The following is a 19,047-nucleotide window of genomic DNA, read 5'->3' on the forward strand; positions in this document are numbered from 1 at the left end:
TTCCGCCAAGGACGTGAAAGAACTGCGCGAGCGCACGGGCGCCGGGATGATGGATTCGAAAAAGGCGCTGCAGGAAAATGGCGGCGACATGGAAGCCGCCGTCGACTGGCTGCGCACCAAGGGTCTCGCCGCCGCCGCCAAGAAAGCCGGCCGCACGGCGGCCGAGGGCCTTGTCGGCGTGGCCGTCGAAGGCACCAGGGGTGCAGCGGTCGAGGTGAACTCGGAAACCGACTTCGTCGCCAAGAACGACCAGTTCCAGGACTTCGTCGCGAAGGTGACCGAGATCGCGCTGAACACCGACGGTGATGTCGAAGCGCTGAAGGCCGCCGACTATCCGGGCGGGACGACGGTCAACGACAAGCTGACCGACAACATCGCGACGATCGGCGAGAATCAGAGCCTGCGCCGCGTGGCGCATGTCGCCGTCTCCAAGGGCGCGATCGTCAGCTATGTTCACAACGCCGCTGCGCCGAATCTCGGCAAGATCGGCGTGCTGGTCGCGCTCGAGAGTGATGCCGGTGCCGACGTGCTCGAACCGCTCGGCAAGCAGCTCGCCATGCATATCGCCGCCGCCGCGCCTCTGGCGCTGACGGGCGACGATCTCGACGCCGACACGATCGAGCGCGAGCGCGCCATCGCCCAGGAAAAGGCCGCCGAATCCGGCAAGCCCGACAACATCATCGAGAAGATGGTCGAAGGCGCCATCGCGAAATACCGCAAGGAAAACGCGCTGATGAGCCAGCTCTTCGTCATGGACAACAAGACAAAGATCGAGGACGTTGTCGCCGCCGCCGCCAAAGATGCGGGATCGGCCATCGTGCTGAAGGACTATGTCCGTTTCCAGCTCGGCGAAGGCATTGCGAAGAAGGAAGAGAATTTCGCCGACGAGGTCGCCGCCGCCGTTGCGGGCTGATCGACCGGCCTTATTCCCTTCTCAAGGCAATCAAATGCTTGGCAGCGGCGCGCACCCTCACTAGGGTGCGCGCCGCTTGCTTATCACCACTGAAAGTCCCGTCCGGCGATGTCCCGCCCGCGCTTTAACCGCATCCTGCTGAAACTTTCCGGCGAAGCCCTGATGGGCGACGGTCAGTTCGGAATCGACCCCGAAACGACGGCGCGACTGGCGCGCGAAGTCGCCGCCGCGCGCGACGCGGGACATGAGCTGTGCCTCGTCGTCGGTGGCGGCAACATCTTCCGGGGGCTCGCCGCTGCCGCCAAGGGCTTCGACCGGACCAGCGCCGACTATATGGGTATGCTCGCCACGGTGATGAATGCGCTCGCCGTCCAGAATGCGCTCGAACAGATCGGGCAGGACACGCGCGTCCTTTCCGCCATTCCGATGGATACGGTCTGCGAGCCCTATATTCGCCGCCGCGCTGTGCGGCACATGGAGAAGGGGCGGATCGTCATCTTCGCCGCCGGCACCGGCAATCCTTATTTCACTACTGATACGGCCGCCGCGCTGCGCGCAGCCGAGATGGGCTGCGATGCGCTGTTCAAGGGTACGAGCGTCGATGGCGTATACGATGCCGACCCGAACCAGGTCGAAGGTGCCAAGCGCTATGACAGCTTGAGCTTCAACCGGGTCCTGTCCGACAATCTCAAGGTCATGGATGCGGCTGCGGTCGCGCTGTGCCGCGACAACGATATTCCGATCGTCGTCTTCAACATCCGCGAACAGAACAACCTCGCCAGCGTGCTGGCGGGAAGCGGAACGGCGACGATCGTTCAGCAGGAAGGAGATGCCTGATGGCACAATATGACAAGGCGGAACTGGAACGCCGCATGGACGGCGCCATCGACTCGCTGAAGAGCGACTTCGGCGGGTTGCGGACGGGAAGGGCGAGTGCGTCGCTGCTCGATCCGATCCAGGTCGAGGTTTACGGGTCGAAGATGCCGATCAACCAGGTGGCGACGGTCAACGTTCCCGAACCGCGAATGATCACGGTGTCAGTGTGGGACGGGTCCAACGTCCAGCCGGTCGAAAAGGCGATCCGCGCGGCCGGGCTCGGCCTCAATCCGCAGCTCGACGGCCAGACGATCCGCCTGCCGATCCCGGATTTGACCGAGGAACGCCGCAAGGAGCTGGCCAAGCTTTCCGGGCAATATGCCGAAAAGGCGAAAGTCGCCGTTCGGAACGTCCGCCGCGACGGCATGGACGATCTCAAGGCCGACGAGAACAAGAAGGAAATCGGCGAGGACGACCGCAAGCGGTCCGAAGCCGATGTCCAGAAGCTGACCGACGACAAGATTGCCGAGATCGAGAAGATCACCGCGGAAAAAGAAAAGGAAATCCTCGAACTGTGACGGCCGAAACGGCCAGGACGGACGAGGAAGGCGGCCCGGAGCCGATGTCGGGCCGGCCCGGGGCCCCGCGCCATGTCGCGATCATCATGGACGGCAACGGCCGCTGGGCGAAACGCCGCGGCCTGCCGCGCGTCGCCGGACACCGAAAGGGCGTCGAAGCCGCGCAGGTGATCGTCAGGGCGGCGGGCGATCTCGGGATAGAGGTACTGACGCTCTATGCCTTTTCCTCGGAGAATTGGCGCCGCCCGGCGACCGAAATCGCCGATCTGATGGATTTGCTACGCCGCTTCATCCGTAGGGAACTGGGTCAGCTCGCCGAAGCGGGGATCAGGATCAAGGTGATCGGCGATTACCATGCCTTCGAGAGCGATGTCGTCGCCCTGATCGACGATGCGATTGCGCGGACGGCGGACAATCGGCGCGCCACGCTGGCCGTGGCGTTGAATTACGGTTCGCAAAGCGAGCTGGCCGCCGTGGCGCGCGACCTGGCGCGAGAGGCGAAGGATGGAACGCTCGATCCGGAGTCGATCGACGAGAGCACTGTCGCGGCGCGGCTGAGCACAACCGAACTGCCGCCGCTCGACCTGCTGATCCGGACCTCGGGCGAAAAGCGGCTGTCGAACTTCCTGTTGTGGCAGGCCGCCTATGCCGAGCTGCATTTCACCGACACACTCTGGCCGGACTTCGATGCCGACGAACTGGCAGCGGCCATTGCGGAATTCGGGCGTCGCGAACGCCGATTTGGCGGCCTGTGACCGAATCTGTGACCGATCTTGCACGGCCCAGCGAATTTCGTCACCTGCTCAAGCGAAGTGCAACGGCAGTCATCCTGATTGGTGTGGCGCTGGCGGCGCTCTACGCCGGTCGAACGCCATTCTGGGCGCTGGCCGCATTGCTGGCGCTGGTGATGACGGGCGAGTGGGCACTGCTCATGGGCGTGCGGCCATGGAAGATGGTCGTCGCGATTGCCGGCATGGCCGCTTTCCTGATCTTCGTCCAGCCGATGATCCGCCCGATCGACTGGATCAGCATCGGGGCGCTCGCGGGTGGAGCGGCAGCCGTGGCCGCCCTGAGCCTGAGTGTCCGGCTGGGCTTCGGCTTGCTCTATATCGGACTGTCGATCGTCGCGATCATGTATCTGCGGGACGTGACAGGTATTCAATTGACGTTGTGGACGCTTGCCATTGTCTGGGCGACCGATATCGGCGCCTATTTCTCGGGCAAGAAAATCGGCGGCCCCAAGCTCGCTCCTTCGCTTAGCCCGAACAAGACATGGGCGGGTCTGATCGGCGGGGTTGCGAGCGCGCTGCTTGTCGGATCGCTGATCATCGTCAATACCGAACTGCCGAACTGGCTCATACCGCTTTCCGGGTTGTTTGCGATTGTCGCGCAGGCGGGCGATCTCTACGAAAGCTGGCTCAAGCGGCGGGCAGGGGTCAAGGACGCCTCGGGCATCTTTCCCGGTCATGGCGGCGCTCTCGACCGGCTCGATGGATTGATGCCGGTCGCGATCTGCGTCGCCGCGATGGCCGCCGGAGGCGTTGTATGAGCCGCAAGAGTATAACGATTTTGGGCGCGACCGGCTCGGTAGGAAGCTCGACGCTCGATCTCATCGACCGTAACCCCGACGCATTCTCCATCGAGGCGCTGACAGCCTATCGCGACGTTGAGGGGCTCGCACTGGCGGCCCGGAACAGTCAGGCGAAACTGGCCGTGATCGGTGACGAAAGCCTATCCGGCGAGCTTGCGGACGCGCTTTCGGGCACGGGCATCGAAACGGCTAGCGGCGCCCAAGGCATTTGCGATGCGGCACAGCGCGGCGCGGACCTCGTCATGGCGGCCATTGTCGGCGCGGCGGGCATTCGCCCGGTCATGGATGCGATCGAAGCGGGATCGACGCTTGCGCTGGCCAACAAGGAATCGCTGGTCTCGGCCGGCGCGATCATGACGCGCGCGGCGAAGGAGAGGGACGTCGCGATCCTGCCCGTCGATTCCGAGCATAATGCAATCTTCCAATGTCTCGATCCGACACGGCCCGAACGGGTCGAGCGTATCGTCCTCACGGCCTCGGGCGGGCCGTTCCGGACCTGGGACCGGGAGGCGATGCGCGCGGTGACACCCGAACGCGCGGTCCAGCACCCCAACTGGTCGATGGGCGCGAAAATTTCGATCGATTCGGCGACGATGATGAACAAGGGGCTCGAACTGATCGAAGCGGCGCATCTCTTCGGCCTGTCTCCCGCACAATATGCGATCGTCGTCCATCCGCAGTCGGTCGTCCATTCGATGGTCGAATATGTCGACGGATCGGTGCTCGCGCAGATGGGCGCGCCGGACATGCGCACGCCGATCGCTCATACGCTGGCCTGGCCGGACCGAATGGAAACGCCGTGCGAACGGCTCGATCTCACAGCGATCGGCCGGCTCGATTTCGAGGCGCCCGACACCGAACGCTTTCCCGCCATCGCGCTGGCACGCGCGGCGATGGAGGAGGGCGGAGCCAAGCCCGCGATCCTGAACGCGGCAAATGAGCAGGCGGTCGCCGCGTTCCTCGCACATAATATCGGATTCCTGCAGATTACCGGCATTGTCGCGGAGGTTCTGGACCGCTACACGCCGCCGGCCCCCGGCAAGCTAGACGATGTTTTCGCGATCGATCGCGAGGCGCGACGTTATGCCGATGAGGCGATGGAGAAGCAGGCGGCATGATCGAAAGCCCGGGCCTCATCTACACCATCCTCATGTTCCTGCTGGTTATCTCCGTGCTCGTGTTCGTGCACGAGATGGGGCACTATCTCGTGGCGCGCTGGCTCGGCGTGAAATCGGATACATTTTCGATCGGTTTCGGCCGCGAGATCGCCGGATGGACCGACCGGCGCGGCACGCGCTGGAAGATCGGCTGGATGCCCTTGGGCGGCTATGTGAAATTCGCCGGCGACATGAACGCCGTCAGCCAACCCGACATCGCGGCGCAAACGCTTCCGGACGAAGAAAAGGCAAAGCTGTTCCAGTTCCGCCCCGTCTGGCAACGTTTCGCCATCGTTGCCGCCGGGCCGCTCATCAATTTCCTTCTCGCCATCGTCATCTACATGGCCGTTTTCGGCACCTACGGGATGCCGCAGAATCCTGCCGTCGTATCGGGCGTTACCGAAGACTCCGTGGCGCAAAGCGCCGGGTTCGAAGTCGGCGACCGGATCCTCAGCGTCGACGGACGTAGCATCGACCGGTTCGAAGAACTTGCCGAAATCGTGATGCTCCGCCCGGATCAATCGATGCGGTTCAGCATCGAACGCGATGGTCAAACGGTGACGCTCGAGGCAGCGCCCGAGGAAACCATCGTCACCGACCGTTTCGGAAACGAGGCGCGGATCGGCAGGCTCGGCGTCGAGGGAAACCTTCTTGAGATCGAGCCGCTCGGCATCCTGGAACTGCCGGGCGCCGCGATCGAGCGCACCGGCGCGAACCTTGAAATGATTCTCGTCGGATTGCGGCAGATCGTCACCGGGCAGCGATCGGTTCAGGAACTCGGCGGGCCGCTCAAGATCGCGCAATATTCCGGGCAAACGGCAAGCCTCGGGCTTTACGCGTTTCTTATGTTCGTTGCGATCATCTCAATTAATCTGGGATTCATCAACCTGTTGCCAATCCCGATGCTCGACGGGGGTCATTTGGTTTTCTATGCCGCCGAAGCGGTGCGCCGGAAACCTGTCGGAGCGGAGGCACAGGAATGGGCGTTTCGCATGGGCCTCGTGGTTCTGCTCGGTTTCATGATCATGGTAACGTTTATCGACTTGAGTTCCTTTGGGCTCTTCTAGCGGCTGTATGGCTTGATAGGTTCACGCCAATCGGGCAGGGCGTGCCGCAGCTTTTGCGGGATTCGCCGCCGCTCAAAGATTACGACAAAAAGGGTTTGACCGCGTGCAGATGAGTAAAAGACCGTATCCTCGCCGTCGGCTGGCAACCGCATTGATGGTGGGAACGATCCTCGGCGGTTTTGCCGCGCCCGCCGCCGCACAGGACGAAGGCGCCGAAGCGCCTGAAGCGGTCGAGCTCACGCCCCCCGCAGTGCCCGCCAATTCGCTGACGGCGCCGCCGCAACCGACCGGTGTCATTCGCGCGATTAATGTCGAAGGCTCGCAGCGCATCGAGCCCGATACCGTGCGCTCGTATATCGATCTGCAGCCGGGCCAGGAATATACCCGCGAGCAACTCGACGAAGCGCTGCGCGACCTGTTCGAAACAGAGCTGTTTGCCGATGTCGAGATCCGGGACGATCAAGGTGTTCTCACGGTGGTCGTACAGGAAAACCCCGTCATCAACCGGATTATCCTCGAGGGCAATCGCCGCATCGACGATGAAGACCTAAGCGCTGAAATCCGTCTCGCGCCGCGCCAGATCTTCACACGGTCGCGTATTCGCGCCGACGTCAGCCGGATTATCGAGCTTTATCGTCGCCGCGGCCGGTTTGCCGCGACCGTCGAACCGCAGATGGTCACGCTGGACCAGAATCGCGTCGATATCGTCTACGAAATCAACGAGGGGCCGCGTTCCAAGGTCCGGCAAATCAACGTCATCGGCAACGAGATATTCTCGGACGGCGAGCTGCGCTCGGAGATGGCGACGAAGCAGGCGCGCTTCTTCCGCTTCTTCACGTCGCGCGACACCTATGATCCCGATCGCCTGGCGTTCGACCAGCAAAGGCTCCGGCAGTTCTACCTGACCGAAGGCTATGCCGACTTCCGCGTGATCTCGGCCGTTGCCGAACTGACGCCGGACCGCCGAGACTTCATCATCACCTATGTGGTGGAAGAGGGCGAGCGCTATCGCTTCGGCAACATCGAACTCGACAGCGATCTGCGCGATTTCCGAGAGGAGCAGTTCTCGCAGTTCATCCCGATCGAGGCGGGCGACTGGTACAATGCCCAGCGCATCGAGGACACGATCGATATTCTCAACGAGACGGCGGGTTTGCTGGGTTATGCGTTCGCAGAAGCACAGCCGGAATTCGCCATCAATCGCGAGGAACGGACCATGGACGTGCGCTTCCGCATCCAGGAAGCGCCGCGCGTCTATATCGAACGGATCGACGTCAACGGAAACACCCTGACTCGCGACAAGGTCATCCGCCGCGAATTCCGCGTTCAGGAAGGCGATGCGTTCAACAGCGTCGCCATCCGCCGCTCGCAGAACCGCATCCGTTCGCTCGGCTTCTTCCAGGAAGGTTTCGAGATCGAGCAGGTTCCGGGCTCCGGGCCCGACCGCATCGTGCTGGCCGCCAATGTCGAGGAACGCGCGACCGGCGAATTGCAGATTTCAGCCGGTTTTTCGAGCATCGAGCAGTTCATCCTCAATCTCTCGGTGCGGCAGCGCAACTTCCTCGGCCGCGGCCAGGAGCTCCGCGCCGGGATCAACTATTCGAGCTATTCCAACTCGATCGAACTCGGCTTTACCGAGCCCTATCTCTTCGACCGCAATATCGCGCTGGGCGTCGACGTGTTCCGCCGCGACTTCGATTCGTTCAACTTCCTGGGGAATGAGCGCAATACGACCTATTCGCAGGTAACGACGGGCTTTCAGGTCCGTGCCGGCATTCCGCTCACCGAATATGTGACGCTCGCCGCCCGCTATGGCCTGAACCAGGAAGACGTGACACTCGACGAGAATACCTTCTTCATCAACGGTGAGTGCAGCCCGCTGCTCGCCGGGCGCTTCCTGTGCGATGCCATCGGCAACCGGATCGTTTCGACGATCGGCTATTCGCTCGTCTACAACAATCTCGACAGCAATATCCGCCCGACGCGCGGTCGGAGGCTGATCTTCAGCCAGGATTTCGCGGGTGTCGGCGGAGACGTCCACTATCTGCGTTCGCGCATCGATGCCGACCAGTATTTCAATCTGGGTTCCGGCTTCATCTTCGGGCTCAGTGCAGAGGCCGGCTATATCCATTCGTTCGACAGTCGCGGCGGCGCGGGCGTCGACGATGTCCGGCTCACGGACCGTTTCTTTCTCGGCGAACCGCAAATCCGCGGCTTCGACATTCGCGGTGTCGGCCCGCGCGTGCAGCGCATTCCCTACATTACCGGCACGAACGACCTCGTGGAGGATCGGAGGCAGATCAGCGACGATGCGATCGGCGGCCGGGCCTATTATCTCGGTCGTGCGGAGCTTGAAATTCCGCTCGGGACGGGCGCACGCGAACTCGGCTTCCGCCCGTCCATCTACGTCGATGTCGGGTCGGTGTTTGGCGTAACCGATCCTGTGCTCCAAACCTTCCCGTGTCTCGACGAGGATGGCAACACGATCGGTCAGACGCCGTGCACCAATGGTGTGCCCGGGCCGCAGCTGATCCGTATCCGCGACGCAAACGGCAATGGACTGTTCATCGGACCTGATGGACAGTTGACGCCCGATGCGGTTACGGATGGGGAGGCGAACGCGCCTGCCAATCAGGCCATCGCGCCATTCCTCGAACGCTTCGTCGGGGATTCGCCTTCGCCGCGCGTGACGATCGGCGCCGGCGTATCGTGGAACTCGCCCTTCGGGCCGTTCCGCGTCGATTTCGCGTACGCCCTCCTCAAAGAAGATGGCGACGACAACAAGATCTTTTCATTCAACGTAGGAACCCAATTCTGATGACCAAAAATCTCGCCCTGATGGCCGGGACCGCTCTGGCGGCCGCCGTCCTTCCCACCGCGGCCTCGGCGCAGCAGCTTCCGCCGGCGGTTATCGCCGTGGTGGATTCGGACCGTATCTTCAGCGAATGCACGGCCTGCGTCGCCGCCAACAGCCAGCTCCAGGCTCAGGGACAGGCGCTGCAGACGCGCTCGCAGACCCTAGCCGCGCCGCTCGAGACCGAACAGCAGGCGATCGCGCAAGCCGTGCAGGCCGCCGGCGGCAATCCGGATGCGGCTCTGCAGCAGCGCATTCAGACCTTCCGCACGAACCAGCAGAATGCACAGCAGGAAATCGGCCAGCAGCAGCAGACGATCCAGCGCAACATCGCCTATGTCCGCCAGCAGATTTCCGAGCGCCTGTCACCGATCATCCAGCAGCAGATGCAGGCCCGCGGCGCCAATGTCGCGATGGACACGGCGGCCACCTATGCGCACGCCCAGCCGATCGACATCACCGACAGTGTGCTGACGGCGCTCAACGCCGCACTGCCGAGCGTCAACGTAACGGCTCCGCCTCCGCCCACGCCGCCGGCACCCGCCGGTTCGACCGAAGGCCGATGAGCGAAAACGAAACGAAGACGGACACCGCCATGACCGCGCTGGATATCCGGCAGGTCATGGCGGCTATCCCGCATCGTTATCCGATGCTGCTCGTCGACCGGGTCGAGGAAATCGTCCCCGGTGAATCGATCACGGCCGTAAAGGGCGTGACGATGAACGAGCAATTCTTCCAGGGGCATTTCCCCGACCGCCCGATCATGCCGGGCGTGATGATCGTGGAAGCGATGGCACAGACGGCCGCGATCATGGCCGTCAACGAGCTCGACCTGCTCGACAGCGGCAAGCTCGTCTATTTCATGGCGATCGACAACGCGAAGTTCCGCGCGCCGGTCGAACCCGGCTGCATGCTGACCTTCAAGGTACGCTATTCGAAGAAGCGCTTCCCGGTCTGCAAGTTCGCGGGCGAGGCCTGGCTCGGCGACAAGCTGGCCGCCGAATGCGAATTTACGGCAATGATCGCCGATCCGCCTGAGAGCTAGATCCGATTCCAGCCGCTCGCATTGCGAGCAACCGAAAAAACATCGCCGATCAGTGCTTCCGTCCCGGCATCCGCCGGCGGCGCATCGCTCACTATTCGGCCACGATCCATGACGATCAGCCGATCGGCATGGGCGAGCGCCAGATCGAGATCGTGAACCGAAATCAGCGCCGTCTTTCCTGATCGGACATAGTCCCGCAGGCATTCGACAACCCCGACCTGCCAATAGGGATCGAGGTTCGAGCAAGGTTCGTCGAGAAGGATGACATTCGGCTCGGCGACAATCGCCCTTGCCAGCATCACGCGGCTGCGTTCGCCGGTTGAAAGCCGATCGATCCGGCGAGACCCGAATTTCTCAGCCGAAAATCTTTTCAGTGCCCGCTCGATACGGTCATGATCACTCCGGCTTGTCAGCCCCAGCGCGACATAATCGCGTGCACGCAGCGGCCATCGGACATCGCGTGACGCTCCGGCGAAAGCCAGAAGCCGGGATCGTCTGGCCGGCGACACCTTCCGCAATGGCGTTCCCGCCAGCACAATGTCTTCGGCGTCACCCTCGATGCCTGCCGCTGCGCGCAACAGGCTCGTCTTGCCCGCGCCATTGGGGCCGACGAGGATAGCCAATTCGCCCGACTTGAGCCTCAGATCCGTCGGCTCCAGACGACCGGCGATCAAAAGCCCCTGCGCGCGATACAAAACCGTCATGGGCCTGCCCTCCACCGCATCGTCGCGATCAGCCAGAGGAAGAAGGGCGTGCCGATCATCGCCGTGAGGACGCCGACCGGGATGGTTCGATCCGGCGGCGCAGCGCGGATCGCAAGATCGGCGGCGAGCAGCAATATCGCGCCGATCATCGCCGCCGGTACGATCGCGCGGCCCGGATGTCCATCCACGAGGCGCCGGGCGATGACCGGGCCGACCAAGCCAATAAAGCCGACGGCGCCGCAAACGGATACCGCGGCACCAACGCCGATCGCCGTTGCAGCGATGATCATAACGCGCATCCGAACGATGCGATATCCCATGGCTTCGGCCGCGTCCTCGCCGAGCGCCAGCCTGTCCAGCGCAGGACCCTGCAAGGCCAGCCAGATGGTGACGAGCGCGGCGGGGATGGCGACGAAGGCGAGCTGCGGCAGGCTCCGGTCGATGAGCGAACCCATCAGCCACTCATAGGCGTCGTAAAAGGCGAAGGGGGAGGGGGCGAGCGCCAGCGCCAACGCCGTCGCCGCCCCGGCAATGGTGCTGATGGCGATCCCCGCCAGGAGCAGCGTCGCGGTTTCGGCTTTCGGTCCGGCGAGCAGCAACAGGGCGGCGAGTCCCACCGAAGCCCCTGCAATGCCGCCGACCGCGAGCCAGAAGGGCGATGCCAGCCCGAAAATATAGGCGAACAGCACAGCGCCCAGTGCCGCCGACCCGGTCGCGCCGGTTATATCGGGCGAGGCGAGGGGGTTCGCAAACAGCGCCTGGATGGCGGCACCCGATGCACCGAGCACAAGGCCGTAGAACAGCGCGAGCAGCGAGCGAGGCAGCCGAAGCTCCACAAGGATGATGCGGGCCACGTCGGGATCGTCGGCCCAAAGGTCGAACAAGCCCTGCGCCGGCACGGCCAGCGATGCCGCCAGCAACAGTGCAGTGAGCAAAATCAGCGCAAGGGCAAGTCGCATCGTCATCCCGCCAGCGCCGCCCGCAATCGCCGGATTTCAGGGATCAGCGATGGCCCCGCGCATGTCCAGCGACGGCCATCGGTCGCGATCTGTCGCACCGCCAACCGGCGCAAGATGCGAAAGCCGGGCCAAAAATTGCCGCGCGACGTCTGGTTCCGGCGATAATCGCTGCGGATCACGAGGCCGGGCGGATCGCGCAGCAATTGCTCGGCCGTCATCCGAAAGCCCTGATCGTCCGGCTGGTCCACCCCGGCAAGCGACAGCCATTGGTCCGCAATGCCGCCCGCCGCCGCGCTCTGCCCGCCACCACTCAGGAAGACGCCCTCGGTTTCGACCTCGGGGCGTGTCCGCATCAAGGCGCCGAATTGGCGCAGGACGCGCCGGCCGCGTGCCGGTTGCTCCAGCCGCGCCGCAACCGTTCCGATCGCTTCTTCGATCGCCGCCAAATCCTGCGGAAAGGGGATCACGACGAGCTCGGCATCGATAGCGCGAGCCAGTCTCTGCTGGTCGCGTCCCGTGCCACCCATCGTCAGAATGATGTCGGGCTGATCGGCGGCGACGGAGGCCACGCTTCCGTCGTTCGCCGTATAAAGCCTTGCCGAACGCCACCAGGGGAATTCGTGCCGGTCCTGCGCCAGATGGGTCACCGAAACGATCTGTTCCGGTTCGGCCAGCAGCAGCACAAACTCGTCGGTGCACAGGTTGAGCGAGGCGACGCGCGGCGCGCGCGCGTCAACATCGCCCGGCCCGGCCGGCGCGGCACTAGCCGCCGAAGCGCAGACGCACGCCGCCATAAACCGCCATACCCGGCGTCGCATAACCGACCACATCCTGATACTCCTCATCGAACAGGTTTTCGCCCCGGGCGAAGATCTCGACTCCCTCCGTCACCTCATAGCCGATCCGGGCCGAGGCCAGGAAATAGTCGTCGAGCGTCACGGTCTGGGACGGGAACAGGTCGAAATCGGTGTCTCGGCGATCGCCGACATAGGCGATGGCCCCGCCGATCGTGAGCGGGCCGGATCTGTAGTCGAAGCTGATATTCGCGCTGTGTCGCGGCCGCCGGACCTCGCGCAATTCGGCGCCGCCGGCGACTTGCTGATCGTCGGCATCGAGATAGGTGTAATTCGCATCGATCCGAAGACCGGGCAGGGGTGTCGCTCCGATGGCCACCTCTATTCCCTGCCTGCCGCTTTCGCCCGTGGCGTTGGCGACCGACGAGAGAAATGTCGTCGAATCGAACACCGAAACGATTTCGTTCTCGAGTTCGGATCGAAAATAGGTGACGGAAAGCGCGACATTTTCGCCCCGCCATTGGCCGCCGATCTCATATCCTGCCGAACGTTCGGGCCTCAGTGCAGGGTTGCCGACGAAACTGCCCGGGAAAAAGCCGAAAAGATCGAAGAAGGTCGGTTGCGCAATGCCTTCGCCATAGGAGGCGAAGACGGACAGACCCGGGGAAAGCTCGGCACTGGCGAGTGCACGGAACGTCGTCGCATCGGCAAAGTCGCTGAAATCGTCATGGCGCACCGTGATATCGGTGGTCAGGATATCGGCCCACTCGGCGCGCCATTCGCCGATATAGGCCGTGCGGTTGCGCGACCGGTCCTGATCGGTCGCGCCGCCGAATTCCTGATCGCGCGCCTGAAAATTCTCGTCCTCCTGCTCGATCGCCGCGATCAGGTTATGCCGGGTGCCGCCAAAAGACAGCCGGCGTTCGACCTGGCCCGATACCCTGAAGCGATCGCCGCTCGTGCGATTCCGGGGAGCTGCATTGAGAAAATTCCGGTTCGATGAGTCGAGATACTGCGCCTCGGCATGGATCGACCAGGGCATGGCCGGATCGACCCCGAGCGTTGCCCATCCGCGAATACCGAACGTCTCCGCGTCAGTCGTATCGGCCGTGTCGGCGCGCAGGAAGGTCACCGGGTCGGAGCCGTCGAACGCGATTTCCGCGTCGATATAGCGTGCGGAAACGCCGATTTCTCCATTGGGCGCCGGACGGATCTTGCCGACAAGTCCGACAGTGCGATTGGTGTACCCGTCACGGTCGCCGGTTCCGCCGCCGAGAATGTCGATCCCGTCGCTTTCGGAGCGGCTCGCGGTCAGCGTGAGGCCATGGCGATCATCGCCGAAGGTACCGGAAAGTACGCCGCGCAGACTGTCCCGCGATCCGTATTCGCCGTATCCGGAAACGCGCGTCCCGCCGAGTGGGTCGGGGCTGTCCAGCGCGATCACACCGCCGATCGCTTCCGAACCCCAGAGCGCCGATTGGGGCCCGCGAACGATTTCGATCCGGCCGAGCCCGCCGGCCAGGATATCTTCGAATCGCGGCTCATTGCCAGTCGTCGGCGCGTTGAACGAAATGCCGTCGATAAAGAGCAGCGTGTGGTTCGCCTCGGCGCCGCGGATCCGGAGCTGCGCCTGCGTTCCGCGCCCGCCCGAGACGGAAATCGCCGTCCCGGGTGTCGTGCGCAGATAGTTGACCACCTGATCTTCGCCGCGCGATTCGATGCGCTCTTCGTCGATCACGGTCGAGGACACGCCGCTGTCATTGGACTCGACCGGGACACGAGCCGCCGTCACGAGGATCGGATCGGGAACGGACAGGGGAACCGCCTGTGCGGCGGCGATCAAAACAATACTCATCGATAAATCTCCTTCGCAATCGACACACAAATGTCGTCACGAAGGGCGCCGGAAGGCTCCCCATGCGATCGGCTGGTCCCGGCCGGGCATGGACGACGGCGAAGGCAGGTCTCCTGACTCGCGGTGTATCGCCGATCCCCGCCTTCCCGGACGCACCGCATCCAGTGGCTGTGAGGGGGAGGGCGCACCGCTTACAGTTGCGGGCACAGCGCCGGATTCGCACCGGCTTCCCTTTTCACCACCCATGCCGGGCGGCACCTTTGCCTGGAAAGGCCGCTAGGGCCGGTGATGCGCCCTTGTCAAGCGCAGGCGCAGTCGCTAGATGCGCGCCTTCGCTTGGAGGCTGGTCGGAAACCAGCCGCAAAGAAAGCCGATTCAATGAAAACCGATACCCATCCCGATTATCACATGATCACGGTCAAGATGACCGATGGTTCCGAGTTCCAGACCCGTTCGACCTGGGGCGCAGAGGGCGAAACGCTCAACCTCGACGTCGACCCGAAATCGCACCCGGCCTGGACCGGCGGCAGCCGCAATCTCGTCGATACAGGTGGCCGGATCGATCGCTTCAACAAGCGGTTCGGCGGGCTTTCGCTCAAGAAGAAATAGGCGGCGCGCGACGCTGTTCGCGCTCCTACTGCTACCGTTGATCGTCCTGCGTCATCGCCCGCAGGCGCTGATAGGCCATGGATGCATGGCGCGGCGGCGGCCCGTCCGGATCCAGCCGCCGTTCCAGCTCGTCCAGCTTTTCGGCGATATCGATGGCGACCCGCATCAGGCGGTACCGTTCGCGCGCATAAGCGTCATCGACACGGATCTGTTCGCGTTCGTCAACCAAGGCTTGCCGTCTCCCGAAATACCGGGCGGCGCCTATCACAGGCCGCGCGATGCCGCGTCGCCAGAATGATCCATTTTCATTGTTGTTGTGGTTAAGCGCGGTACACTGGCCGACGGTGGGGCCGCACGACTTCAAACCATGTTCCTGCTACCAATGCGGCCAGCACGGCATAGGACCAGAATATCAATCCATGGGCGTAAGCCATGGGTGTCGGCACGCCGCCGACATAGACGGCCAGATGCGTCGCGAGGCCCGCCAGATGGAAACCTGCCGCCCATAACGGCCAGAACCGGTCGGCCCTCAAGGAGAGGACGATCAACGCGACGAGTACCAATATGTCGATGCCCGACACCCAGGACTCGAATTTCGAAAAGTCGGCGCCAACGAGCAACCGAACCACGCCCGTGACATGCGATGCGACGAACAACATCGCAATGCCAACCCGTTCCGGCCATCGTCCGTACAGACCGGCAAAAAGGCAAGCGCCCAAAAGAACAGTGTTGTACATCACGGCGTAAAGCATGCCTTGACCGGACCACATGAAAGTGGCCCGGTCAAGGTGGCCTCCATCACGCGGGATCGATGCGCTAGGCGGCCTGACCGACGATGCGAAGTTCACCTTCGCCCGACGGTTTTCCGGTAGTGTCGCCAAACGCCATATGGCGAAGACCGATCTCGGTTTTGGTCACCTCAAGGCGATCGTGCGCGGTGACCAGATGTTCGCGTGCCTCTGCAAGCTTGGGGAGCATGTTGGCGGCACACATAAAGGCTTCCTGTCCGACACAGGCGGCGAGATTGGCACCGCGCCGCGCATTCGGAATCGAAGCGGCGAGTTCGGCGGCGCGGGCAATCGCCACATCCAGTGCAGCTTCAGCCTCGAAAAGTTTGTCGGCAACCTCACGGGCCGCGGCGATACGTTCGTTACGCATAAGTTCCTCCCTTCGCGCAAGCGCAGCTTGCACGTTGTTCCCGCCAAATGACGTTTGACGTTCAGCTCAATCGTGAGAGAGCATCGAGACCTGCGAGAATGGCACCGAATGCGAGCGCGGAACCGAAGGCGATAGCCATGATTACCGCAAGCCGTTGCCATGCGTTGAGGTCGTTATGTCCCCTCGAACGGGGGGGCTCCGCCTCGCCCTCCAGTCCGCTTCCGGCAGCAAGCTCTTCGTGAGCACTGCCTTGAGCGACCGGAGGGTCCGCATCGACCCCGTCGTCCTGAGCCCTGTGTGCAGCCTTTCCGGCGTGCCCGGCAATGTCCGGAGAGGGGTATACCAATCCTTGGTATGACGTGCCGGCCTGTTCGGCTTCGCTCTCACCAAGCAGGCGAGCCGCTTCGGCGCGGCTTTCTACGCCGAGAGTGCGGATTGCTACCTTGATGCGTTGATCCACCGTATGCGGCGAAATATCGAGATCGCGGGCAATTTCCTTCGACGTCTTGAGCTGCGACACGAGGCGCAGGCACTGTTTCTGGCCTTCCGAGAGCCGGCTGATTCTCTCGCCGTCGTCCATATTTCCCCGATGTCGTTGCGCCCTGTTGGCGGCCATACATAGTTGGACATCCCGGAAAATACAGCAGCGAAGCGCGAATTCTTCCGTATCGGACCGGAAGTTCGAAAAGAGTTTCAATCTGCCAGTTGGCGAGAAACCCCTTTTTTAGTGGCGGAAGGGGTGGGATTCGAACCCACGGATGCTTGCACATCGCCGGTTTTCAAGACCGGTGCATTCGACCACTCTGCCACCCTTCCGTTGCGCGATGCGCTCATCCTGCTATCGCAACTTGTACGGAAAGTTCAACGCGCAAACCTGTCTACAGGAGGTGCGCGATGCGAGGTTGCGGAGAGACATGACCATGAAATTTCGCGCTTTGATAGTGGCCATCGCGACGATTGCGGCGACATTGAGCGCTGGCGCGGCCTCGGCGCAGAGCGCGGCAGGCTTTCGCGACTATCTCGAACAGTTGCGCCCCCGCGCCCAGGCCCAGGGGATCACACAAAGCACCCTGAATTCCGTCATCCCGACGCTGGAATTCACCGAAAGCGTGATCCGCATCGACCGCGAGGCGAGCGGCGGTGGAGGTACGGGGCCGATTCCTCGCTTCACCGGCTCCGACGAACAACGCGCCGCGATAGGCAAGGCGCCGCAAGGTCGCGAGCTCGCCGCGCGCTGGCGTACGCTGTTTGCGGAAATTCAGCGCGAATATGGCGTTCCGGCGGGTGTGATCCTCGCCATCTACGGCAAGGAAACCAATTTCGGCGGCTATATGGGTCGCTCCGACGTGCTCAGCGCGCTCGCGACGCTCGCCTATGAAGGACGCCGGCGCACGCTGTTCGAATCGGAGCTGATCGCGGCAATGCAGATGGTGCAGAACGGCGTTCCGCGCTACCGCCTGACCGGCAGCTGGGCCGGCGCGATGGGCCGCCCGCAATTCATGCCGTCGGTCTATCTGCGCCTGGCGCGCGATGGCGATGGCGATGGCGAGGCGAATATCTGGGACAGCGAAGCCGACGCGCTGTTCTCGATCGCGCATTATCTGCACCAGTCGGGATGGCGGGGCGATCAGCCCTGGGGCATCCCCGTGGCGCTCCCGCAGGGCTTCAATCGCGCCGCAGTCGCCAACCGTACCACCCCGACCCGGTGCCCCCGCGTGTTCGAAAGGCACAGCCGCTGGATCACCATGGCGGAATGGCGGGCGATGGGTGTGCGACCGGTCGGACGGACGCTGGGCGACGACGTGCTCGCGACGCTGCTCGAGCCCGATGGCCCGGGCGAAACGGCCTATCTGCTGACGCAGAATTACCGCGCTATCCTCGATTACAACTGTTCCAATTTCTACGCGATGGCGGTGGGGCTGCTTTCCGATGAAATTTCGCGCTAGCCTGACGGCCGCGAGTCTCGCCGCGCTCACAGCCTGCGCGGGCGGTGGCGGTCTCGACCGGTTGCCTCCGGCGGGGTCGGGCGAGATGGCATCGGTCGCCGCCGTTTCCGACATGCCCGTGCGCGTCGGCCCGCCCTATCAGGTCGGCGGCGCCACCTATACGCCGCGCGACGAACGCTATGATCAGACGGGTCTTGCCTCCTATTATGGCAACGAGCTCGCCGGACGACAGACGGCCAATGGCGAGCGCTTCGATCCCGCGCGTATCTCTGCCGCGCACCGCACTCTTCCACTGCCATCCTATGTCGAAGTCACGTCGCTCGACACGGGCCGGACGATCCTCGTCCGGATCAACGATCGCGGGCCATTCTCGCCGGACCGGATCATCGACCTGTCTTATGGCGCCGCACAACAGCTCGGCATCATCGATCGCGGAACCGCGCCCGTTCGCGTCCGCCGCGTCGAACCGCCAGAGGCCGATCGCGCCGCGCTGAGGAGCGGGCGGAGCGCTGGCGATCGCATGAACGCTTCGCCGCAATTGCTGGCCGCGCTACGCGACCAGTTTCAGCGCGGTGGCGGGACGATTCCCGATGCCGCGCCACCGTCCGGCGCCAATGCGGCAAACAGCGCGCCACCGGCAGCGACCAGCCGCCCACCGCCCACTTTTTCCGCGACCAGCCAGAATAGCGGCGTCACGTGGCAAACGCGCGAGCCGATCGAGGAAGTGGCCGGGTCGCGGCCCACGCCTTCAGCGCGCCCCGCTCCCGTGGCGTCGGGCAGCGGCTATTTCGTCCAGCTCGGGGCCTTTTCGAATGCCGCCAACGCGGATCGTCTGGCGCGCCGCGCGGCACAGCTCGGTAATGTCGTTGTCGACACGTCGGGATCGGTCCGGCGCGTTCGCATCGGCCCCTATGCGAATTCCACAGAAGCGCAGCAGGCCCTCGCGCGGGCGCGCTCGGCTGGCTATAGTGACGCCCGCATCTTCCGCGACCGCTAATTCA

21 protein-coding genes, 1 tRNA gene and 1 riboswitch are annotated in these 19,047 nt (G+C 63.5%); of the genes, 13 read left to right on the forward strand and 9 right to left on the reverse strand.

The genetic code is table 11. The features are described from left to right. The first annotated feature begins 13 nt into the window (after positions 1-13). The 10 genes from tsf (at position 14) to fabZ (ending at position 10,021) form a co-directional block, all read left to right on the forward strand. Positions 14-913: a translation elongation factor Ts gene (gene tsf / locus Q0139_RS01695; protein ID WP_298016568.1), complete on the forward strand. Its 900-nt coding sequence runs from the start codon at positions 14-16 to the stop codon at positions 911-913. 108 nt (positions 914-1,021) lie between these two features. Further along, entirely contained in the window at positions 1,022-1,750 is a 729-nt protein-coding gene (gene pyrH / locus Q0139_RS01700) for a UMP kinase (RefSeq protein ID WP_298016348.1), read from the forward strand. Continuing rightward, positions 1,750-2,307: a ribosome recycling factor gene (frr, locus tag Q0139_RS01705; protein ID WP_298016351.1), complete on the forward strand. Its 558-nt coding sequence runs from the start codon at positions 1,750-1,752 to the stop codon at positions 2,305-2,307. Before pyrH ends, frr begins: the two co-directional genes overlap by 1 nt. 44 nt (positions 2,308-2,351) lie before the next feature. Beyond that, entirely contained in the window at positions 2,352-3,062 is a 711-nt protein-coding gene (locus Q0139_RS01710; protein ID WP_298016571.1) for an isoprenyl transferase, read from the forward strand. Beyond that, positions 3,059-3,856: a phosphatidate cytidylyltransferase gene (locus tag Q0139_RS01715; RefSeq protein WP_298016354.1), complete on the forward strand. Its 798-nt coding sequence runs from the start codon at positions 3,059-3,061 to the stop codon at positions 3,854-3,856. The genes Q0139_RS01710 and Q0139_RS01715 overlap by 4 nt, the downstream gene beginning before the upstream one ends. Next, positions 3,853-5,016 (forward strand): 1-deoxy-D-xylulose-5-phosphate reductoisomerase, encoded by a 1,164-nt coding sequence (locus Q0139_RS01720; protein WP_298016357.1) that lies wholly within the window; start codon positions 3,853-3,855, stop codon positions 5,014-5,016. The genes Q0139_RS01715 and Q0139_RS01720 overlap by 4 nt, the downstream gene beginning before the upstream one ends. Next, on the forward strand, positions 5,013-6,122 hold the full coding sequence (gene rseP, locus Q0139_RS01725) for an RIP metalloprotease RseP (protein ID WP_298016360.1): 1,110 nt from the start codon (positions 5,013-5,015) through the stop codon (positions 6,120-6,122). Before Q0139_RS01720 ends, rseP begins: the two co-directional genes overlap by 4 nt. A 154-nt stretch (positions 6,123-6,276) precedes the next feature. Further along, positions 6,277-8,940 (forward strand): outer membrane protein assembly factor BamA, encoded by a 2,664-nt coding sequence (gene bamA, locus Q0139_RS01730; protein ID WP_298016363.1) that lies wholly within the window; start codon positions 6,277-6,279, stop codon positions 8,938-8,940. Further along, positions 8,940-9,542 carry an OmpH family outer membrane protein gene (locus Q0139_RS01735; RefSeq protein WP_298016365.1) on the forward strand — a complete coding sequence of 201 codons (603 nt, stop codon included), beginning with the start codon at positions 8,940-8,942 and terminating at the stop codon, positions 9,540-9,542. The genes bamA and Q0139_RS01735 overlap by 1 nt, the downstream gene beginning before the upstream one ends. Next, positions 9,539-10,021 (forward strand): 3-hydroxyacyl-ACP dehydratase FabZ, encoded by a 483-nt coding sequence (fabZ, locus tag Q0139_RS01740; protein WP_298016368.1) that lies wholly within the window; start codon positions 9,539-9,541, stop codon positions 10,019-10,021. The genes Q0139_RS01735 and fabZ overlap by 4 nt, the downstream gene beginning before the upstream one ends. On the opposite strand, the gene Q0139_RS01745 is transcribed toward fabZ, so the two are convergent. From Q0139_RS01745 to Q0139_RS01760, 4 genes are read right to left on the reverse strand one after another with little or no spacing between them, the layout of a single operon-like run. Next, positions 10,018-10,725: an ABC transporter ATP-binding protein gene (locus Q0139_RS01745; protein WP_298016372.1), complete on the reverse strand. Its 708-nt coding sequence runs from the start codon at positions 10,723-10,725 to the stop codon at positions 10,018-10,020. The genes fabZ and Q0139_RS01745 overlap by 4 nt on opposite strands. After that, positions 10,722-11,684, reverse strand: a complete 963-nt coding sequence (locus tag Q0139_RS01750; RefSeq protein ID WP_298016375.1) for an iron ABC transporter permease — start codon at positions 11,682-11,684, stop codon at positions 10,722-10,724. Before Q0139_RS01750 ends, Q0139_RS01745 begins: the two co-directional genes overlap by 4 nt. A 2-nt stretch (positions 11,685-11,686) precedes the next feature. Further along, positions 11,687-12,478, reverse strand: a complete 792-nt coding sequence (locus Q0139_RS01755; RefSeq protein ID WP_298016378.1) for a hypothetical protein — start codon at positions 12,476-12,478, stop codon at positions 11,687-11,689. Beyond that, positions 12,447-14,333, reverse strand: a complete 1,887-nt coding sequence (locus tag Q0139_RS01760; protein ID WP_298016381.1) for a TonB-dependent siderophore receptor — start codon at positions 14,331-14,333, stop codon at positions 12,447-12,449. The genes Q0139_RS01755 and Q0139_RS01760 overlap by 32 nt, the downstream gene beginning before the upstream one ends. Positions 14,334-14,418: 85 nt before the next feature. Beyond that, a riboswitch (cobalamin riboswitch) is annotated at positions 14,419-14,610 on the reverse strand. Positions 14,611-14,711: 101 nt separating this feature from the next. Here Q0139_RS01760 and rpmE point away from each other — a divergent pair. Beyond that, a complete protein-coding gene (gene rpmE / locus Q0139_RS01765; protein WP_298016384.1) occupies positions 14,712-14,942 on the forward strand; it encodes a 50S ribosomal protein L31 in 231 nt (76 codons plus the stop codon). A 31-nt stretch (positions 14,943-14,973) separates the two neighbouring features. On the opposite strand, the gene Q0139_RS01770 is transcribed toward rpmE, so the two are convergent. The 5 genes from Q0139_RS01770 to Q0139_RS01790 all read right to left on the reverse strand — a co-directional run bounded on the left by Q0139_RS01770 (position 14,974) and on the right by Q0139_RS01790 (position 16,916). Then, entirely contained in the window at positions 14,974-15,171 is a 198-nt protein-coding gene (locus Q0139_RS01770) for a hypothetical protein (RefSeq protein WP_298016387.1), read from the reverse strand. A 91-nt stretch (positions 15,172-15,262) separates the two neighbouring features. Continuing rightward, positions 15,263-15,694 carry a hypothetical protein gene (locus Q0139_RS01775; protein WP_298016390.1) on the reverse strand — a complete coding sequence of 144 codons (432 nt, stop codon included), beginning with the start codon at positions 15,692-15,694 and terminating at the stop codon, positions 15,263-15,265. A 64-nt stretch (positions 15,695-15,758) separates the two neighbouring features. Beyond that, positions 15,759-16,133 (reverse strand): hypothetical protein, encoded by a 375-nt coding sequence (locus Q0139_RS01780; protein WP_298016393.1) that lies wholly within the window; start codon positions 16,131-16,133, stop codon positions 15,759-15,761. Positions 16,134-16,161: 28 nt separating this feature from the next. Further along, a complete protein-coding gene (locus Q0139_RS01785; protein WP_298016396.1) occupies positions 16,162-16,680 on the reverse strand; it encodes a helix-turn-helix transcriptional regulator in 519 nt (172 codons plus the stop codon). A 148-nt stretch (positions 16,681-16,828) separates the two neighbouring features. After that, positions 16,829-16,916 (reverse strand) — tRNA-Ser (locus Q0139_RS01790). Positions 16,917-17,020: 104 nt separating this feature from the next. Here Q0139_RS01790 and Q0139_RS01795 point away from each other — a divergent pair. Together Q0139_RS01795 and Q0139_RS01800 are read left to right on the forward strand one after the other, a co-directional pair. Next, positions 17,021-18,046, forward strand: coding sequence for a lytic transglycosylase domain-containing protein (locus Q0139_RS01795; protein WP_298016399.1), 1,026 nt, complete (start codon positions 17,021-17,023; stop codon positions 18,044-18,046). Then, positions 18,030-19,043: a septal ring lytic transglycosylase RlpA family protein gene (locus Q0139_RS01800; protein WP_298016402.1), complete on the forward strand. Its 1,014-nt coding sequence runs from the start codon at positions 18,030-18,032 to the stop codon at positions 19,041-19,043. Before Q0139_RS01795 ends, Q0139_RS01800 begins: the two co-directional genes overlap by 17 nt. Positions 19,044-19,047 lie beyond the last annotated feature (4 nt).

Source organism: uncultured Parasphingopyxis sp., from assembly GCF_937129435.1.
GTDB lineage: Bacteria > Pseudomonadota > Alphaproteobacteria > Sphingomonadales > Sphingomonadaceae > Parasphingopyxis.

Excerpts from the sequence above, each read along its gene's own strand:
- Q0139_RS01710 (WP_298016571.1), top strand. The coding sequence starts at position 2,352 with ATGTCGGGCCGGCCCGGGGCCCCGCGCCATGTCGCGATCATCATGGAC.
- pyrH (WP_298016348.1), top strand. The coding sequence starts at position 1,022 with ATGTCCCGCCCGCGCTTTAACCGCATCCTGCTGAAACTTTCCGGCGAA.
- frr (WP_298016351.1), top strand. The coding sequence starts at position 1,750 with ATGGCACAATATGACAAGGCGGAACTGGAACGCCGCATGGACGGCGCC.
- Q0139_RS01800 (WP_298016402.1), top strand. The coding sequence starts at position 18,030 with ATGAAATTTCGCGCTAGCCTGACGGCCGCGAGTCTCGCCGCGCTCACA.
- Q0139_RS01795 (WP_298016399.1), top strand. The coding sequence starts at position 17,021 with ATGAAATTTCGCGCTTTGATAGTGGCCATCGCGACGATTGCGGCGACA.
- Q0139_RS01775 (WP_298016390.1), bottom strand. The coding sequence starts at position 15,694 with ATGCTTTACGCCGTGATGTACAACACTGTTCTTTTGGGCGCTTGCCTT.
- rpmE (WP_298016384.1), top strand. The coding sequence starts at position 14,712 with ATGAAAACCGATACCCATCCCGATTATCACATGATCACGGTCAAGATG.
- Q0139_RS01745 (WP_298016372.1), bottom strand. The coding sequence starts at position 10,725 with ATGACGGTTTTGTATCGCGCGCAGGGGCTTTTGATCGCCGGTCGTCTG.
- Q0139_RS01755 (WP_298016378.1), bottom strand. The coding sequence starts at position 12,478 with ATGGCGGCGTGCGTCTGCGCTTCGGCGGCTAGTGCCGCGCCGGCCGGG.
- bamA (WP_298016363.1), top strand. The coding sequence starts at position 6,277 with ATGGTGGGAACGATCCTCGGCGGTTTTGCCGCGCCCGCCGCCGCACAG.
- Q0139_RS01720 (WP_298016357.1), top strand. The coding sequence starts at position 3,853 with ATGAGCCGCAAGAGTATAACGATTTTGGGCGCGACCGGCTCGGTAGGA.
- Q0139_RS01735 (WP_298016365.1), top strand. The coding sequence starts at position 8,940 with ATGACCAAAAATCTCGCCCTGATGGCCGGGACCGCTCTGGCGGCCGCC.
- Q0139_RS01785 (WP_298016396.1), bottom strand. The coding sequence starts at position 16,680 with ATGGACGACGGCGAGAGAATCAGCCGGCTCTCGGAAGGCCAGAAACAG.
- rseP (WP_298016360.1), top strand. The coding sequence starts at position 5,013 with ATGATCGAAAGCCCGGGCCTCATCTACACCATCCTCATGTTCCTGCTG.
- fabZ (WP_298016368.1), top strand. The coding sequence starts at position 9,539 with ATGAGCGAAAACGAAACGAAGACGGACACCGCCATGACCGCGCTGGAT.
- Q0139_RS01750 (WP_298016375.1), bottom strand. The coding sequence starts at position 11,684 with ATGCGACTTGCCCTTGCGCTGATTTTGCTCACTGCACTGTTGCTGGCG.
- Q0139_RS01760 (WP_298016381.1), bottom strand. The coding sequence starts at position 14,333 with ATGAGTATTGTTTTGATCGCCGCCGCACAGGCGGTTCCCCTGTCCGTT.